Annotated in this window: 15 protein-coding genes; 8 read left to right on the top strand and 7 right to left on the bottom strand. The window is 70.2% G+C overall.

What is annotated here, in order from left to right; genetic code table 11:
* The first annotated feature begins 23 nt into the window (after positions 1-23).
* Positions 24-1,247 (top strand): formaldehyde dehydrogenase, glutathione-independent, encoded by a 1,224-nt coding sequence (gene fdhA, locus V6S67_RS02925; protein WP_334208813.1) that lies wholly within the window; start codon positions 24-26, stop codon positions 1,245-1,247.
* A gap of 388 nt (positions 1,248-1,635) precedes the next feature.
* Entirely contained in the window at positions 1,636-2,331 is a 696-nt protein-coding gene (locus tag V6S67_RS02920) for a transglycosylase family protein (RefSeq protein WP_334208812.1), read from the top strand.
* 122 nt (positions 2,332-2,453) lie between these two features.
* Here V6S67_RS02920 and V6S67_RS02915 read toward each other — a convergent pair whose 3' ends face one another.
* Positions 2,454-3,140: a hypothetical protein gene (locus V6S67_RS02915; protein ID WP_334208811.1), complete on the bottom strand. Its 687-nt coding sequence runs from the start codon at positions 3,138-3,140 to the stop codon at positions 2,454-2,456.
* 117 nt (positions 3,141-3,257) lie between these two features.
* Positions 3,258-4,157, bottom strand: a complete 900-nt coding sequence (locus V6S67_RS02910) for an SDR family oxidoreductase (protein ID WP_334208810.1) — start codon at positions 4,155-4,157, stop codon at positions 3,258-3,260.
* 91 nt (positions 4,158-4,248) lie between these two features.
* Between V6S67_RS02910 and V6S67_RS02905 the strand changes: the two genes are divergently transcribed.
* The 3 genes from V6S67_RS02905 to V6S67_RS02895 are packed head-to-tail and all read left to right on the top strand — an operon-like array spanning position 4,249 to position 7,335.
* A complete protein-coding gene (locus V6S67_RS02905) occupies positions 4,249-5,478 on the top strand; it encodes a type III polyketide synthase (RefSeq protein ID WP_334208809.1) in 1,230 nt (409 codons plus the stop codon).
* Positions 5,475-6,206 carry a class I SAM-dependent methyltransferase gene (locus V6S67_RS02900; protein ID WP_334208808.1) on the top strand — a complete coding sequence of 244 codons (732 nt, stop codon included), beginning with the start codon at positions 5,475-5,477 and terminating at the stop codon, positions 6,204-6,206. Before V6S67_RS02905 ends, V6S67_RS02900 begins: the two co-directional genes overlap by 4 nt.
* Positions 6,199-7,335, top strand: coding sequence for an FAD-dependent oxidoreductase (locus V6S67_RS02895; protein WP_334208807.1), 1,137 nt, complete (start codon positions 6,199-6,201; stop codon positions 7,333-7,335). Before V6S67_RS02900 ends, V6S67_RS02895 begins: the two co-directional genes overlap by 8 nt.
* 128 nt (positions 7,336-7,463) lie before the next feature.
* Here V6S67_RS02895 and V6S67_RS02890 read toward each other — a convergent pair whose 3' ends face one another.
* On the bottom strand, positions 7,464-8,003 hold the full coding sequence (locus V6S67_RS02890; protein WP_334208806.1) for a hypothetical protein: 540 nt from the start codon (positions 8,001-8,003) through the stop codon (positions 7,464-7,466).
* 135 nt (positions 8,004-8,138) lie between these two features.
* On the opposite strand from V6S67_RS02890, the gene V6S67_RS02885 reads away from it, so the two are divergent.
* Positions 8,139-8,483 (top strand): DUF3140 domain-containing protein, encoded by a 345-nt coding sequence (locus V6S67_RS02885; RefSeq protein ID WP_334208805.1) that lies wholly within the window; start codon positions 8,139-8,141, stop codon positions 8,481-8,483.
* A gap of 64 nt (positions 8,484-8,547) precedes the next feature.
* On the opposite strand, the gene V6S67_RS02880 is transcribed toward V6S67_RS02885, so the two are convergent.
* The 3 genes from V6S67_RS02880 to speB form a co-directional block, all read right to left on the bottom strand.
* The gene (locus V6S67_RS02880) at positions 8,548-8,751 is read right to left on the bottom strand and encodes a DUF2945 domain-containing protein (RefSeq protein ID WP_334208804.1); all 204 of its coding nucleotides are present in this window, start codon (positions 8,749-8,751) and stop codon (positions 8,548-8,550) included.
* A gap of 63 nt (positions 8,752-8,814) precedes the next feature.
* The gene (locus V6S67_RS02875; RefSeq protein ID WP_334208803.1) at positions 8,815-10,506 is read right to left on the bottom strand and encodes a thiamine pyrophosphate-binding protein; all 1,692 of its coding nucleotides are present in this window, start codon (positions 10,504-10,506) and stop codon (positions 8,815-8,817) included.
* Positions 10,506-11,504: an agmatinase gene (gene speB, locus V6S67_RS02870; protein ID WP_334211504.1), complete on the bottom strand. Its 999-nt coding sequence runs from the start codon at positions 11,502-11,504 to the stop codon at positions 10,506-10,508. The genes V6S67_RS02875 and speB overlap by 1 nt, the downstream gene beginning before the upstream one ends.
* A gap of 392 nt (positions 11,505-11,896) precedes the next feature.
* Here speB and V6S67_RS02865 point away from each other — a divergent pair, with 392 nt between their 5' ends.
* Positions 11,897-13,705: an amino acid transporter gene (locus V6S67_RS02865; RefSeq protein ID WP_334211503.1), complete on the top strand. Its 1,809-nt coding sequence runs from the start codon at positions 11,897-11,899 to the stop codon at positions 13,703-13,705.
* 4 nt (positions 13,706-13,709) lie between these two features.
* Here V6S67_RS02865 and V6S67_RS02860 read toward each other — a convergent pair whose 3' ends face one another.
* Entirely contained in the window at positions 13,710-14,288 is a 579-nt protein-coding gene (locus tag V6S67_RS02860; protein WP_334208802.1) for a helix-turn-helix domain-containing protein, read from the bottom strand.
* A 169-nt stretch (positions 14,289-14,457) separates the two neighbouring features.
* Between V6S67_RS02860 and V6S67_RS02855 the strand changes: the two genes are divergently transcribed.
* Positions 14,458-15,972: a sodium:solute symporter gene (locus tag V6S67_RS02855; RefSeq protein ID WP_334208801.1), complete on the top strand. Its 1,515-nt coding sequence runs from the start codon at positions 14,458-14,460 to the stop codon at positions 15,970-15,972.
* Positions 15,973-15,999 lie beyond the last annotated feature (27 nt).

Here is a 15,999-nt window from a genome sequence, read left to right as displayed (position 1 = left end):
CGGACTGACGAAGAGGAAGTTCCATGAGCGGAAACAGAGCTGTTGCGTACAAGGGACCAGGGAAGGTCGAGGTCATCGACACCGACTACCCGACATTCGAACTGAAGGACGGCCCGGGTGTGAACCCGGCCAACATCGGCCGGAAACTCAATCACGGGGTGATCCTGAAGACCGTCGCCACCAACATCTGCGGGTCGGACCAGCACATGGTCCGCGGGCGCACCACGGCACCGGCCGATCTGGTGCTCGGGCACGAGATCACGGGCGAGGTCGTGGAGGTGGGGCCTGACGTCGAGTTCATCAAGGTGGGTGACATCTGCTCGGTCCCCTTCAACATCTCGTGTGGCCGATGCCGTAACTGCAAGGAGCGCAAGACCGGCATCTGCCTCAACGTGAACCCGGCCCGCCCGGGGGCCGCCTACGGCTACGTCGACATGGGCGGCTGGGTCGGCGGGCAGGCCGAGTACGTCCTCGTGCCCTACGCGGACTGGAACCTGCTGAAGTTCCCCGACCGGGACCAGGCGCTGGAGAAGATCCTCGATCTGACGATGCTGTCGGACATCTTCCCCACGGGCTACCACGGCGCGGTGACGGCGGGGGTCGGTGTCGGCTCCACCGTCTACATCGCGGGCGCCGGCCCGGTGGGCCTCGCCGCTGCTGCGTCCGCCCAGCTGCTGGGTGCGGCCGTCGTGATCGTGGGCGACCTCAACGAGGACCGGCTGGCACAGGCGCGCAGCTTCGGCTGCGAGACCGTCGACGTGTCCAAGGGCGATCCGCGTGACCAGATCGAGCAGCTGCTGGGCGTGCCGGAGGTGGACTGCGGCGTCGACGCCGTCGGGTTCGAAGCGCGCGGCCACGGCTCGGGTGCGGGCACGGAGGCGCCGGCGACGGTGCTGAACTCCCTCATGGAGGTCACCGCGGCCGGCGGCGCCCTGGGCATCCCCGGCCTGTACGTCACGGGTGATCCGGGCGGCATCGACGACGCCGCGAAGGTCGGCTCCCTGTCGCTCAGCCTCGGCACCGGCTGGGCGAAGTCGCTGTCCTTCACCACCGGCCAGTGTCCGGTGATGAAGTACAACCGCAGCCTGATGATGGCGATCCTGCACGACCGCGTGCAGATCGCCAAGGCCGTGAACGCGAAGTCGATCGCGCTCGACGACGCACCGCGCGGCTACGAGGAATTCGACGCCGGCGCGGCGACGAAGTACGTGCTGGACCCGAACGGGTACCTCGCCAAGGCCGCCTGACACCGGCCGCAGGACTCTGTCAGGGAAGGGCCCGGACCTGCCGTCCGGGCCCTTCCCGCGCCGGTCCCGGGACGTGCGGCGCCCAGTGTGGCAGACAATCCTCAAATGGGCCAGCGCTGAATCCCTGTTTTTACTCAATGTCAAGCACGACGCTGTACCGGTTTGGCAACGAATGAAATATGCCCTACGGTGGAGGCAGTTCCCCGTCCGGGGAAGCGAATAGCTGCCGATGATCGAGCAGCACTGAATGCCCGGCACCGCTCTCCACCGCTCGTTGCTCAACAGGCGGCTGCCGAACCATGACCTCTAAACCGTCAAGGTGAGCAGCGGCGCGAAGAAGTCCGGGGACGGACCTAGTGCGGGTGGCCTTTCGGAGCATCGTACCCCCATGAATACACACACATTCAGCACCAGCGCGCGTCGCGGACTTGCCGCAGTAGCACTCACCGGCCTCGGCCTCGGCGCAGCGGCCGGCGCGGCCAACGCAGCTCCCGCCAGCGACTGGGACGCACTCGCCCAGTGCGAGAGCGGCGGGAACTGGGGCATCAGCACCGGTAACGGCTTCTCCGGCGGACTGCAGTTCACCCCCTCCACCTGGGCAGCCTTCGGCGGCCAGGGCAACGCAGCAAACGCCTCCCGCGAGCAGCAGATCGCCGTCGCCGAGAACGTCCTCGCCGGTCAGGGCTGGGGCGCATGGCCCGCCTGCTCCGCGAAGCTCGGCCTGAGCAGCGGCGCCAACCCGGGCGCCGTCCCGGTCCAGGCCGCTCCGGCTCCCGTGCAGTACCAGTACCAGACGGCTCCGGCCCCCGTGCAGTACCAGGCGCCGGTCCAGGCCCCCGTGCAGTACCAGGCGCCGGTCCAGGCCCCCGTCGCCGTCGCTCCTGTCGCCGAGGCTCCCGTGGCCGTGGCTCCCGTCGCCCTGAGCGGCGAGACCTACACCATCCAGTCGGGCGACACCCTGAGCTCCATCGCGACGAAGCTCGGCGTCACGGGCGGCTGGCAGGCACTCTTCGCCGCCAACGCCGACACCGTCATCCACGCCGACCTGATCTTCACCGGTCACGTCCTGCAGCTCCCGGCCTAGTCCGGATCCTGGTTCGGCCCGCGTCGAACCGGAGCCTGACAACAGCTGAACCACGGCTGAAACACTGAGCCCCCGCCTCCCCGAGGCGGGGGCTCAGTGTTTCGACGCCCGAACCGGTACCGCTATCCGCAGGACGTGGCGTCGACGTCGATCTTCAGGTCATGCGCCACCGAGTAGTCCCGCTCGGGCGTGGAGAAGGCGACGAGGATGTTGTCGGCGCTGCCGTGGGTGACCCCTTCGGCGAGTTCGACGGTGACGATGATGTTGACGTGTGCATCGGGCGCGAACCGGTAGCCCTCGGCCGGGACCGGCGGGCCGATCGGCTCGGGCGGGGCGCTGGGTGCCGGCGCCGGGGTCGCACTGTGCCCGCCGTGGGCGCCCGCATCGGCGCCCCCGTGATTGTGCCCCTCGCGGTTGGCCGTCTGGACCATGGACGAGAGGATGTTCAGGCCCTGCGGATCGCCCAGCGCCATCTCGCCGAACGTGAAGGTCTCCAGCGTGGGGTTGTGGAGCATCACGGTGTAGCGCAGGCGGCTGTCGTCGGGCTGCACCCCGCAGAGCTCCGCCCCGTCGATCCCGACGTTCAGCGGATCGTCGCCGAGGTCGCCGAGACCGCCCGCCACGGACGCCGCCTGGTTGCCGGCCTCCGGAGCGCCCGGCGCCGCCGGCGGGGCCTGCCCGTCCGCCGTGTTGACGCCAAGGGGGTTCTCCTCGACGGCGCCGCACCCCGTCAGAGCCAGCGCACCCGCGAGCGCGAGGGCGGCCAGGGTGGTGCGCGGTGTCGAGGGCAGTGCACTCAGGAGGTTCACGATCAGCCTGTCCGTGTCAGCCGGCCGCCGGACGGCGAACCTTCGGCGCTGGTGGACGTGATTCGTCGCACGGCGCCGCCCGGCTTGGTCCGGGTCCCGGCGCACCCGGGTGCCCGGTCAGGCGAGGGGCTTGCCACCGGTCACGCCCAGCACCTCGCCGGAGACGTAGCGGGCGTCGTTCGAGGCGAGGAAGACGTACGCCCCCGCCAGTTCCGCCGGCTGCCCCATCCGGCCGAGCGGCGTGCCCTCACCGAAGGACTCCAGCTTCTCGCTCGTGGTGGTGGCTGGCTGCAGGGGCGTCCAGACGGGTCCCGGCGCGACGGCGTTCACCCGGATACCGCGCTCGCCGAGCAGTCCGGCGAGGCTGAACGTCAGGTTGTTGAGTGCGGCCTTCGTGGCCGCGTAGTCCATGAGGCTCGTGGACGGGTGGTAGCCCTGGACCGAGGTGGTGTTGATGATGGAGGCGCCCTCCTCCAGGTGGGGCAGAGCCGCCTGCGTGAGCCAGATGGTGCCGTACACGTTCGTCTCGAACGTCCGGCGCAGCTGGCCGGCGTCGATGTCCGGCAGCCCGTTCGGCTGCGCGATGTGGAACCCCGCGTTGTTCACGAGGATGTCCAGCCCGCCGAGTCCGTCGAGCACCTGCCGGATGGCCGAGGGCGCGTAGTCCTCCTCCCGCAGGTCGCCGGGGACGGCGAGCGCGGTGCGGCCCTCGGCGCGGATGAGTTCGAGGCAACTGGCGCCGTCCTCCTCCTCCTCCGGCAGGTACCCGATGGCGACGTCGGCCCCCTCACGGGCGAAGGCGAGCGCCACGGCCCTGCCGATCCCCGAATCGCCGCCCGTGATGAAGGCGCGCCGTCCGGCCAGCCGTCCGTGGCCCGTGTAGCTGTCCTCGCCGTGATCCGGCCGCGGATCCATGCGCTCGGTGAAGCCCGGGTACTCCTGCAGTTCGGTGGAGGCGTCGACGTCGGGACCGCGCGGATCCTCCTGGTCGAGGGTGCCTGAGGGGTCGTTACCCATGGTGCTCCTGCCGTCGGACGTGCCGTATGCTGCGTGAACACTAAGCCTACTGTCATTGTGTTTGGCGCGTTAGTCCTCTAGTAATGGATCTATGACAGTGATCCTGAGGTCCCTCGAGACAGCCGTGCCCGCGACAGTCATGGTGCAGCCCCAGGTCCGCGACGTGTTCGCGGCCCAGCCCGGTCTCACCCGGCTCGGCCAGCGCCTCGTCGGAGCGGCCTTCGACTCCTCCGGCATCGAGACCCGCTACACGGTCCTCGACGAACTGACGCTCGACCGGTCCTTCGACGAACCCCTCTTCTTCGACCGGAAGGAGCTGCGGATCCTGTCCCCCAGCACCAAGGTCCGCAACGAGGTGTATGCGGAGGAGGGCACCAAGCTCTTCGTCGAGGCCGCCCGGAAGGCGCTGGCCGCGGCGCCGGGCATCGAGGCGTCGGACATCACGCACGTCGTCACGGCGTCCTGCACGGGGTTCTTCGCTCCCGGCCCCGACTACAAGGTGGTGCGCGCCCTGGGGCTCGATCCCTCGGTGCAGCGCTACCACCTCGGCTTCATGGGCTGCTACGCCGCCTTCCCGGCGCTCCGCTCGGCGAAGGCGTTCTGCGATGCCGATCCGGACGCCGTCGTCCTCGTGATCGCCGCCGAGCTGTGCTCGCTGCACGTGCGCTCCTCCAACAACCCCGACACCATCGTGGGGTCGTCGCTGTTCGCCGACGGCGCCGCCGCGGCCGTGGTCTCCGCGCGGGAGATCCCCCTGACCGCTCCCGCGCTCAGCCTCGACCACTTCGAGACGGTGCTGACGCCCGTGGGTGAGGAGGCCATGGCCTGGAACATCGGCGACGAGGGCTTCGAGATGGTCCTCGGCACGTATGTACCCCACATCATCGACGACCACATCGTCGGGGCGCTCGAACCGCTGCTGGCGCGGGATGCCTCCCTGCAGGGCCTCGCCTACTCCGAGATCGAGCACTGGGCCATCCACCCGGGCGGCCGCAGCATCCTGGACAAGGTCGAGGCCAAGCTCGGGCTGACGGAGCAGCAGCTCGTGCCCGCGCGCGAGACGCTGCGCGACTACGGGAACATGAGCAGCGCGACGGTCATGTTCGTGCTCAAGAACATCCTCGACCAGCCGGCCTCCCCGGGGAACGACCGCATCTGCTCGATGGCCTTCGGCCCCGGGCTCACGGTCGAGACCGCCCTCTTCACCCGGATCGGTGCGATCCCCGCCGGTGCCCGGGCCGCCGCGCCCGGGTCAGCCGTCGAGGTCGGCGACGCCGTCCCCGCGGACCTCGAACCCATCCTCACCGAAGCGGGCGCATGAGCCGACGGGGGTTCCTCGCCGTACGGGACCTGGAGGCCATCGAGGAGATGGACCGGCCCGACTGCGATCCCGAGCGGCTGACACGCACCTATGCGCAGTTCGGCATCGTCAACGCCGCGGTGTCCGGGCTGCGCCGCACCTACACGAGCCTGCTGCGGCCCGCGTTCTCGCCGGACCGCACCAACACCCTGCTGGACATCGGCTCGGGCGGCGGCGACGTGCCGCGCGCTCTGACCCGCTGGGCGCGGCTCGACGGCCTGACCCTCGAGGTGACGGCGATCGATCCCGACGAGCGGGCCCACGACTACGCGGTCTCACGGCCCTCCCTCCCCGGGCTGTCGTTCCGCCGCGCCCTGAGTTCGGAGCTCGTGGCGCAGGGCGAGGTGTTCGACGCCGTCGTCTCCAACCATGTGCTGCACCACCTGGACCGCGCCGCGTTCACCGCCCTGCTCGACGACTCGGACCGGCTGACCCGGCGCATCGCCGTGCACAGCGACATCGCACGCCATCCCGTCGGGTACGGCCTGTTCTCGGTGGGCACACTGCCGCTGCCCGGGTCCTACATCCGCCGCGACGGCCTGACCTCCATCCGCCGCAGCTACACCCCGGCCGAGCTGAGGGCCGCGGTCGCCGACCGGCCGGGCTGGCAGGTACGCACGGCGATGCCGTTCATCAACCACCTGGTGCTCGATCGCCGGGACGGGCACGGGGGCTCCGGCCATGCATGACGTGATCGTCGTCGGCGGCGGGCCCGTCGGGCTGTACACGGCGCTGCTCCTGCGACAGGCGGGCCTCGACGCGATCGTGCTGGAGCGCCGCACCGCGCGCAGCGACCACTCGCGGGCCATCGGCATCCACCCGCCCGCCCTGCGCGCGCTCGAGGCCGGGGGGATCGCCGACGAGCTCCGCTCCCGCGGCGTGCTCATCCGCGACGGCGTGGCGCGCAGCGCCGGACGCCACGTGGGCACGGTGTCCTTCTCCACCCTGCCCGGCGGTGAGAAGTACGTCCTGGCCGTGCCGCAGGCGGTCACCGAGGAGATCCTCGAGCGCCGGCTCCAGGAGCGGTTCCCCGGCACGGTGCGGCGGGGCGTCTCGGTGCTCTCCACGCACGACGACGGCGACCATGTGCTCGCGGTGACCAGGACGCCCGGCGGGGATGCCGCGCTCGAGGCGAGGCTCCTCGTCGCCGCCGACGGTGCCCGCAGCTCCGTCCGCGACGACGCGGGCATCCGCGCTCCCCTGCGCCGCTATCCGGACTGCTACGTCATGGGCGACTTCCAGGACTCCACCGACGACGGCGACGACGCCGTCCTCTACCTCGAGACCGGCGGCATCGTCGAGTCCTTCCCCCTGCCCGGCGGCATCCGACGATGGGTGGTGCGCGTCGGCTGCCTCATGGACCGGCCGACGGCGGAGGACCTGACCCGGCTCATCCGGGACCGGACGGGCGTCGACGTCGATCCCGGCACCAACTCCATGCTGAGTGCGTTCGAGGTCCAGTCACGCCTGGCCGAACGGTTCGTCGCCGGCCGCACCGTCCTGGTGGGCGATGCAGCGCACGAGGTGTCCCCGATCGGCGGGCAGGGCATGAACCTGGGCTGGCTCGATGCCGTCCGGCTCGTCCCCATCATCACGGCATCGCTGCGGGACGGCGACGACGTCGCCGCACGGCTGGCCTCCTACGAGAGGGAGCGCCGGGCGCAGGCGGCGCTCGCCCGGCGGAAGGCGCACCTCAACATGGCCCTCGGACGCCCCCTGCCGGCGCCGCTCATGCGCCCGCGCAACGCCGTGCTGGGCGCGCTCATCCGGAACGACGCCGTGCACGGGGGCGTGGCCCGGGCCTTCACCATGCAGTGAGCCGCCTCGACGGGAGAACCTTCGTTTTAACGGCAGAACCCCCGCGGACCGGTGCCGGCCGACACTCTCGGGTGTCGGCCGGCACGGACGCAGCGGGGGTCGCTCGAGACCCGCGAGGGCCGGAGGGTCTACTTCCTGAGCAGGCCCTTCTTGACGTTCTCGGGACGCTGCATCTCGCCCTGCTTGGATCCCATCACCACGACGATGCCGCTGATGAGGGGCAGGAGCCACTGGGTGGCCTTGAGCTGCGACTGTGCCTTGGCCAGTTCGTCGCTGGCACCGGGGCGGGGCTCGGTTGCGCCCTCTCCACCCTGCTCAGCGAGCTCGCCGACCTTCTTGCCGAGAATGCCGGAGTACAGCGAGAGCGCCATGCCCGCGACCGTGACGACGGACTTCCAGACGGTGTTCGAACCGACCGAGTCCTGGGCCGCGACACGGCCCTTGTTGCCGATGATCAGCCCGATGCCGCCGATGGCGTGGACGGCGAACGCCGCGATCTGGACCGGGGTCCACTTGGCCCAGCCGAGCGCGGACAGGCGCGTGCGCTCCTTGGGGTCCTTCGCCTTGCCGGTTGCACCGTTGAGTCCGACCGCGCCCATCAGGGTACCGCCGAACCACGCTGCAGCGCCGAGGTCGTGGGCCGATCGTGCCAAAAGGTTTCCTGCCATGATGTGAGCTCCTTAGACGTGGTTCCACCTACCCCTCTACATTTATCAGCCTGCTTAGGATTAAGCTATTGCCAGCTTCAGATGGTGTGCGGATGGGATCCCGTCCGCGGAACTGCTACGAAAGGTCCGGGACGGATGGCCGAGGATACGAACGATCTCGACGAGGTATGGCCCCAGTGGAAGGACGCCGTCAACATGAGCGCCTCCGAACTGAAGAAATGGCTTGACACCGAGGAGTCACAGGCGGTGGGACAGAAGGAGTCGGGGTCGGACGAGTCCGTGGGCCATGAATCGGGTCGCCGCATCGTGGAGATCCTCGGCACGAGGCGCGACGACCTGAAGGACGACGACGTCAGGCACATGCACAAGGTGGTGGGGTACGTGCACCGGCATCTCGCCCAGCGGCCGACCAAGGAGGACATCGGGTCCTCGAAGTGGCGCTACTCGCTGATGAACTGGGGCCACGATCCCCTGAAGTAGCGGAGCCGCAGGAGACGACACAGGGCGCCCCGCCGGTGCGGGGCGCCCTGTGTGTCCTCCCGGGCTACTTCCTGGACAGCGCGCTCTCCTTGTGCGCCGCCTGCTTGCCCGACTTCGCGCTCTCCACCGTGTAGTAGGGCTCGTCCTTGGACGCCTTGAACGTCTGGTCGTCGAAGGTGAACTCCTTGTCGTGCTTCTCCACGACCTTCCCCTCCGTGGTGCCCTGCGACGTGTTCCAGGTGACCTTGTCGCCCTTGCTGAATGACATTGCGTTCCCTCCTCGAGGCAGTGGTGCTTCCGACCCTGTCATCCCGTGGAGGAAAAGGAAACCCTAGGAATCCAGGTGCGTGGGCGCGAAGAGCCGCAGGAGCGTCTCCACGACGACGACGTTGGGGCCGTCCGCGGCGAGGCTCTCGCGCAGGGCGGCGCCGACGTCCTCGGGGGCCACCCGGCGCGCCGGGACACCGAAGGATTCGGCGAGGGCCACGAAGTCGGGCCGGGCCAGCTCGGTCGCCGTCGCCTTGCCGAACGCGCCCTCCATGTACTCGCGGAGGATGCCGTAGCCGCCGTCGTCGATGATCAGCCAGGTGACGGGGATGTCGTGCTGGCGGGCCGTGGCGAGCTCGGCGATGGAGTACATCGCGGAACCGTCACCCGAGACGGCGAGCACCCGTGCGGGCAGTCCGCGCGACTCGAGGCCGATCGAGCCACCGATAGCACCGGGGAAGCCGAAGCCGAGGCCCCCGGCGCCCTGCGCGGAGTGGAACTGGCCCTCGCGCGCGTCCCAGCAGCTCCAGGCCCAGTAGGCGGAGATGGTCATGTCCCAGAACGTCTGCATATCCGCCGGGACGGCGTCGCGGATGTCCTGCATGAACGCGCGCTCCTTGGCGAGGTCCTGCGCGTCGAGCCGCGCACCCACGCGTGCCAAGGTCGTGGCGACGAGGGCGGCGGCGTCGTAGCCGGGCTCGCGGTCCCGGTCGAGCGGCTCGAGGGCCTCGTCGAGGGCCGCGAGGGCCTGGCCGGCGTCGGCGCGGATCCCCAGCGCGGGCCGGTTGGACTCGAGGACCCGCGGTTCGGCGTCGATCTGGATGATGCGGCCGCGCGGTTCGAGGGTGAAGTAGTTGGACGTCACCTCGCCCAGGGACGAGCCGACCACGAGCAGCACGTCGGCGTCCTCGAGCACCTCGGTGACGTGACGGTCCTCCACCCACGACTGCAGCGACAGCTCGTGGGTCCAGGGGAAGGCGCCGTTGCCGCCCGGCGAGCAGACCACCGGCGCGCCGAGCTTCTCGGCGATCGAGAGCAGCCACTTCTCGGCCCTGCCGCGCCGCGCGCCGCCGCCGGCGACGATCGCCGGGCGCTTCGAGTCGCGGAGCCAGGCCACGGCCTCGCGGGTGAGCTCGATCCGCGGCGGGTTGTCGAAGGGCTCGGCGAGTGCGTCCTCGACCTCGGGCACCATCACGGGATCCAGCAGCACGTTCTGCGGCACCTCGATCCACACGGGCCCCTGGGGTGAGGACACGGCCTCGGTCCAGGCGTCCTGGATGGCCGACGGGATGCCCGAGGCGTGCTGGATGAGCCGCTGGCTCTTGGTGACGTTCGCGGCCGAGGCCTTCTGGTCGTCGAGCTGGTGCAGCATGCCCTTGCGGCGCGCACCGAGGCCCTCGAGGGGGATCTGGCTCGCGACGACCACCATGGGGACACCCGTCGCGTAGGCCTCCTGCAGGCCGGCGAGGGAGGTCAGTGCGCCCGGACCCGTGGAGAGGAACAGGACGCCGACGTCGCCGGTCGCGCGCGAGAAGCCGTCGGCGGCGAACGCGGAGTTGTTCTCCACGCGCGAGGAGACGAAGCGCAGGTCGGAGCGGGACAGCGCATCGAACAGGCCGAGTGCGTGCTGCCCGGGGATGCCGAAGACCGTCGTCGCGCCGAGGGCCGAGAGCGTCTCGACCACGAGGTCGCCGCCGTTGCGCTGGCCGGTGACGGGGGCGGGGGGCGCGGATGCGGCGCCGTCGGTGATCTCCATCAGTGGTCCTCGGTCATCGGAGCGGGTGCGGGCGTGAGGGTGTCGGCCATCAGCGTCACGAGATCGTAGGCGACGTGGGAGGCCGCCACGCCGGTCATCTCGGCGTGGTCGTAGGCGGGCGCCACCTCGACGACGTCGGCGCCGAAGAGGTTCAGGCCGCGGAGCCCGCGGAGGATCTCGAGCAGTTCGCGGCTCGTGATGCCGCCGGCCTCGGGCGTGCCGGTGCCGGGCGCGTGTGCGGGGTCGAGGACGTCGATGTCCACCGAGACGTAGAGCGGCCGGTTGCCGATACGCGTGCGGAGCTTGTCGACCACCTCGTCGACGCCCTGGCGGTAGACGTCCGAGGACGTCACGATGCCGAAGCCGAAGCGGCGGTCGTCCTCGAGGTCCCGCACGCCGTAGAGCGGGCCGCGCGTGCCGACGTGGGAGATGGCCTCGGTGTCGAGGATCCCCTCCTCCACCGCGCGGCGGAAGGGCGTGCCGTGCGTGTACTCGGCGCCGAAGTAGGTGTCCCAGGTGTCCAGGTGGGCGTCGAAGTGCAGCATGGCCACGGGCGAGCCCGCCCGTTCGGCCGCCGCCCGCAGGAGGGGCAGCGCGATGGTGTGGTCGCCGCCGAGGGTGACCAGGCGCGCGCCGTCGGCGGTCAGGTCCAGCGCGTTCTGCTGCACCGTCTCGATGGCCTCGTGGATGTTGAAGGGGTTGACCGCCATGTCACCGGCGTCGGCCACCTGCACGCGCTCGAAGGGCGAGACGTCGAGGGCCGGGTTGTACGGCCGGAGGAGGCGCGAGGCCTCGCGGATGTGGTTGCCGCCGAACCGGGCGCCGGGCCGGTAGGAGACGCCGGAGTCGAAGGGGACACCGACGACGGCGACGTCGGCCCGGTCCACCTGGTCGAGGCGCGGCAGGCGCGCGAAGGTGGCCGCCCCTGCGTAGCGGGGGATGCGGGAGGAGTCGATCGGGCCCACGTGCCCGCCTCCGGTGACGCGCAGTTCTTCCACAGCTTCCATCCCGTCCGGGCTCCTCTCGCCCGTGCGGAGTTGCCCAATATGCATCAAAGGTTTTGCATAAGGCTATTGCCGCGGGGAAAGGGGGTCAACCGTCGAAGATCAGGCACGTGGACATCCCCCGCACCGCGGCGTCGTAGGCGGCTGTGACCGACGCCATCGGGTCTGCCTGTTAAGGAACCGTTAAGACGGGCCGACGGGGACCCGGCGGGACCTACGGTGATCGAGTGAGTTCCTCCGTACGCAGCCCCCGGGCCCAGGCACAGCCCCAGGTACAGCCCCAGGTACAGCGCAGCAAGCGCCTCGGGCGCTGGCTGCTCAACGAGCCGGCGCAGCCCAGCACCCACCAGCCCGAGCCGGAGCGGACCCAGCCGTGGTGGAAGGTCATGTGCCTCACGGGCGTCGACTACTTCTCGACCCTCGGCTACCAGCCCGCCATCGCCGCTGCCGCCGCCGGCGTCCTGTCCCCGCTCGCGACCCTCGTCCTCGTCGCCGTCACGCTCTTCGGCGCACTCCCGGTGTACAAGCGCGTCGCGTCGGAGAGCCCGCGCGGCGAGGGCTCGATCGCCATGCTCGAGAAGCTGCTGCCCAAGTGGCGCGGCAAGGTCTTCGTGCTGGTGCTGCTCGGCTTCGCCGCCACGAGCTTCCTCATCACCATGACCCTCTCCGCCGCCGATGCGAGCGCGCACCTGATCGAGAACCCCTTCGCCCCGGCCTGGCTGCAGGGCCAGGAGGTCCTCATCACCGTGGTGTTCCTCGGGCTGCTCTCCGGGGTCTTCCTCCGCGGCTTCCGCGAGGCCATCGGTATCGCCGTCGCACTCGTCGCCGCGTTCCTCGTGCTGAACCTGTGCGTCGTCGTCATCTCGGTGGTGCAGATCGTGCAGCAGGGCGGCCTCGTGGGGAACTGGTGGACGGCACTGACCACGCAGCACGGCAACCCGCTGATCATGCTCGGCCTGGCCGTCCTGATCTTCCCGCGCCTGGCCCTCGGTCTCTCGGGCTTCGAGACGGGCGTGGTCGTCATGCCCCAGATCGACGGCAAGCCCGGCGACACCGAGGAGGACCCGGCCGGCCGGATCGCCGGCGCCCACAAGCTCCTCACCTCGGCGGCGCTCATCATGAGCGGCTTCCTCGTCGCCTCGAGCTTCGTCACCACGCTGCTGATCCCCGCCGAGGCCTTCGAGGAGGGCGGCCCGGCCAACGGCCGCGCCCTGGCCTACCTCGCGCACCTCTACCTCGGCGACGGCTTCGGCACCGCGTACGACATCTCGACGATCGGCATCCTCTGGTTCGCCGGCGCCTCGGCGATGACCGGCCTGCTGAACCTCGTGCCGCGCTACCTGCCCCGCTACGGCATGGCCCCGGCGTGGGCGAAGGCCGTGCGACCACTCGTGCTGGTCATCACGCTCATCGCCGTCCTCGTCACCTTCTTCTTCAGGGCCGACGTCGAGGCCCAGGGCGGCGCGTACGCCACGGGTGTCCTGGCCCTCATCACGTCCGCCTCCGTGGCGGTCACGCTCTCGGCCCACCGCAAGCGCCAGCGCGGCCTGACCATCGGCTTCGGCATCGCGACGGTGGTGTTCGTCCTGACGACGGCCGTCAACATGATCGAGCGCCCCGACGGCCTGAAGATCGCCACCTGCTTCATCCTCGGCATCATCGTGATCTCGTTCGTCTCCCGCTCGCGCCGCGCGTTCGAGCTGCGGGCCACGAGCATCCGCATGGACGAGGCGGCGCTGTCCTTCGTCAGCTCGCAGGACGACGGCGACATCCTGCTGATCGCGCACGAACCCAAGCGCCTCAGTGGCTCCGCCTACCGGCACAAGCTCCAGCATGCCTGCGCCGTCTCGCACTTCCCGGGCTCAGCACGCCCGCTCTTCATCGAGGTGACGGTGGACGACTCGTCCGAGTTCGAGACCGAGCTGCGCGTGCGCGGCGTGGTGCGGCACGGCTACCGCATCCTCGAGGTCCACAGCTCCAACGTGCCGAACACCATCGCGGCCGTCATGCTGCACATCCGCGACATCACGGGGCTGATGCCCCACGTCTACTTCCGCTGGACGGAAGGCGACCCGGTGGCCAACCTGTTCAAGTTCCTCTTCACCGGCGAGGGCGAGATCGCTCCCGTCACGCGCGAGGTGCTGCGTGCGGCCGAGCCGGACGTGACGAAGCGCCCCTGGGTGCATGTGGGCTGAGCGCCTACGCGCGCGAGGCCGCCGGGACGAGCGTCCACAGCACCACGGCCTCGCGGTCGTCCGGGTTGAGCCACGTGTGGGGCTCGCGGCCGGGGAAGGTGACGGTGTCCCCGGCCTCGAGCTCGTACCGGGTGTTGGAGAAGATCAGGACGAAGCGGCCCTGGACCACGTGGAGGGTCTCCACCTCGCAGTCCACCGAGTAGAGCTCGTCCTCGCCCTTGCCGCGGGGCTCGACGACGGCCCGGATCATCTGGAGCCGGCGCTCCGAGCGGGCGGTCATGAGCCGCTCGTTGATGCCCTCCCCGCCGAGGCTGATCCGCGGAGCCTCCGCCGACCGTGTCAGGTGTGTCTCGGGCACCTGGAACAGGTCCCCGATCGAGATGGAGAGTACCTGGCACAGGGTCACGAGCGAGGCGACGGACGGCGACGTGAGGTCACGCTCCACCCTGCTGAGGAACCCCTTCGTCAGGCCGGTGGAGTCAGCCACCTGCTCGATCGTCATGCGCTGCGCCTGCCGTGCGGCACGGATCCGCGAGCCGATCGCGACCGGGATGTTGCTGGGCTCGACGGGCAGTGCCTTCATGCGTGTCCTCTCCTCCGGCACTCCGGGAAGCCCTCTCGTCCCCGGGAGGACGGCGGCCTTCGACGGTCGTGCCATGGTTGACGCGTGACCCGCGTCACGAGTAGCTTACTAGGCAACATTAGTTGCTCACAGGGCATCGACGCGGGAATCTCGACCGGAAGGCTCCTCCATGCAGGCACTCAATATAGCGATCGTGGTGGCCTATCTCGTCGCCATGCTGGGCTTCGGCTGGTGGGGCAAGTCCCGCACGCGCAACGCGAGCGACTATCTCGTGGCCGGCCGGCGTCTCGGCCCGCTGCTGTACACGGGCACCATGGCGGCCGTCGTCCTCGGCGGGGCCTCCACGGTGGGCGGCGTGGGCCTCGGCTACCAGTACGGCATCTCCGGCATGTGGCTCGTGGTGGCCATCGGCACCGGGGTGCTGCTGCTCAGCCTCCTGTTCGCCCCCACCATCCAGCGGCTCAAGATCTACACCGTCTCGCAGATGCTCACCCTGCGCTACGGGCACCGCGCCACCCGCGTGTCGGGCATCGTGATGCTCGCGTACACCCTCATGCTCTGCGCCACCTCGACCGGCGCCTACGCCACCATCTTCGTGGTGCTCTTCGGCTGGGACCGCGCGCTGTCCATCGCCGTCGGCGGCGCGATCGTGCTCGTCTACTCGACGATCGGCGGCATGTGGTCGATCACGCTGGCCGACATGGCCCAGTTCGTCATCAAGACCATCGGCGTCTTCGCTCTTATGCTGCCGTTCTCCCTCGCTGCGGCGGGCGGCTTCTCGGGGATCGCCGAACGCGCCGGGGACGAGTTCTTCAGCATCACCGGCATCGGCGCGCAGAGCATCATCACCTACTTCGTGGTCTACACGCTGGGGCTCCTCATCGGCCAGGACATCTGGCAGCGCGTCTTCACCTCGCGCACCCCGGAAATCGCACGCTGGGGCGGCTCCGCCGCAGGCATCTACTGCATCCTCTACGGGGTCGCGGGTGCGGTCATCGGCATGAGCGCCAGCGTGATCCTGCCTGCCATCGAGTCGCGCGACGACGTCTACGCCGACGTCGCCCTGAACGTCCTGCCCATCGGCATCGGCGGGCTCGTGCTCGCCGCGGCCGTCGCGGCCATGATGTCCACCGCCTCCGGCGCACTGATCGCCGCGGCCACCGTGGCGAGGACCGACGTCGTGCCGTTCGTGGCCGGCTGGTTCGGCAGGGGTGGCACGGGCGGCGAGGGCAGTACCGAGCGCGCGGCCTCTGAGCACGACGTCGCCTCCAGCCGCTGGTGGGTCCTCGGCCTGGGGCTCGTGACGATCGCCCTCGCCGTGATCGTGCAGGACGTCGTGGCGGCCCTCACCATCGCCTACGACATCCTCGTGGGCGGACTCCTCGTGGCGATCCTCGGCGGCCTCGTCTGGCGCCGCGGCAACGGTGTGGGCGCCGGCGCGTCGATGGCCGCGGGCACCCTCGTGACGCTCGGCGTCATGACCTACCTGGAGATCACCGCCGAGGTTCGGTACGACGGCATCTACTCCAACTACCCCATCTACTGGGGACTCGCGGTGTCAGCGATCGTGTACTGCGCGGTGTCCCTCGCCACGCGACCGACGGACCCGGAGGTCATGGCGTCCTGGGACCGGCGGGTCGCCGGCGAGGTGCCCGACGACGTCCCGGTCGACGCGGCGCGCTGACCCGTCCGATCTGCAGAAGGGGCTCCC

The organism is Arthrobacter sp. Soc17.1.1.1 (assembly GCF_036867195.1).
Classification (GTDB): domain Bacteria; phylum Actinomycetota; class Actinomycetes; order Actinomycetales; family Micrococcaceae; genus Arthrobacter_D.
This window is presented reverse-complemented; position numbering and strand designations above follow the sequence as displayed.

Excerpts from the sequence above, each read along its gene's own strand:
- fdhA (WP_334208813.1), top strand. The coding sequence starts at position 24 with ATGAGCGGAAACAGAGCTGTTGCGTACAAGGGACCAGGGAAGGTCGAG.
- V6S67_RS02885 (WP_334208805.1), top strand. The coding sequence starts at position 8,139 with ATGGCCGAGGATACGAACGATCTCGACGAGGTATGGCCCCAGTGGAAG.
- V6S67_RS02855 (WP_334208801.1), top strand. The coding sequence starts at position 14,458 with ATGCAGGCACTCAATATAGCGATCGTGGTGGCCTATCTCGTCGCCATG.
- V6S67_RS02890 (WP_334208806.1), bottom strand. The coding sequence starts at position 8,003 with ATGGCAGGAAACCTTTTGGCACGATCGGCCCACGACCTCGGCGCTGCA.
- V6S67_RS02900 (WP_334208808.1), top strand. The coding sequence starts at position 5,475 with ATGAGCCGACGGGGGTTCCTCGCCGTACGGGACCTGGAGGCCATCGAG.
- V6S67_RS02895 (WP_334208807.1), top strand. The coding sequence starts at position 6,199 with ATGCATGACGTGATCGTCGTCGGCGGCGGGCCCGTCGGGCTGTACACG.
- V6S67_RS02865 (WP_334211503.1), top strand. The coding sequence starts at position 11,897 with ATGTGCCTCACGGGCGTCGACTACTTCTCGACCCTCGGCTACCAGCCC.
- V6S67_RS02920 (WP_334208812.1), top strand. The coding sequence starts at position 1,636 with ATGAATACACACACATTCAGCACCAGCGCGCGTCGCGGACTTGCCGCA.
- V6S67_RS02860 (WP_334208802.1), bottom strand. The coding sequence starts at position 14,288 with ATGAAGGCACTGCCCGTCGAGCCCAGCAACATCCCGGTCGCGATCGGC.
- V6S67_RS02880 (WP_334208804.1), bottom strand. The coding sequence starts at position 8,751 with ATGTCATTCAGCAAGGGCGACAAGGTCACCTGGAACACGTCGCAGGGC.
- V6S67_RS02910 (WP_334208810.1), bottom strand. The coding sequence starts at position 4,157 with ATGGGTAACGACCCCTCAGGCACCCTCGACCAGGAGGATCCGCGCGGT.
- V6S67_RS02905 (WP_334208809.1), top strand. The coding sequence starts at position 4,249 with ATGACAGTGATCCTGAGGTCCCTCGAGACAGCCGTGCCCGCGACAGTC.
- V6S67_RS02875 (WP_334208803.1), bottom strand. The coding sequence starts at position 10,506 with ATGGAGATCACCGACGGCGCCGCATCCGCGCCCCCCGCCCCCGTCACC.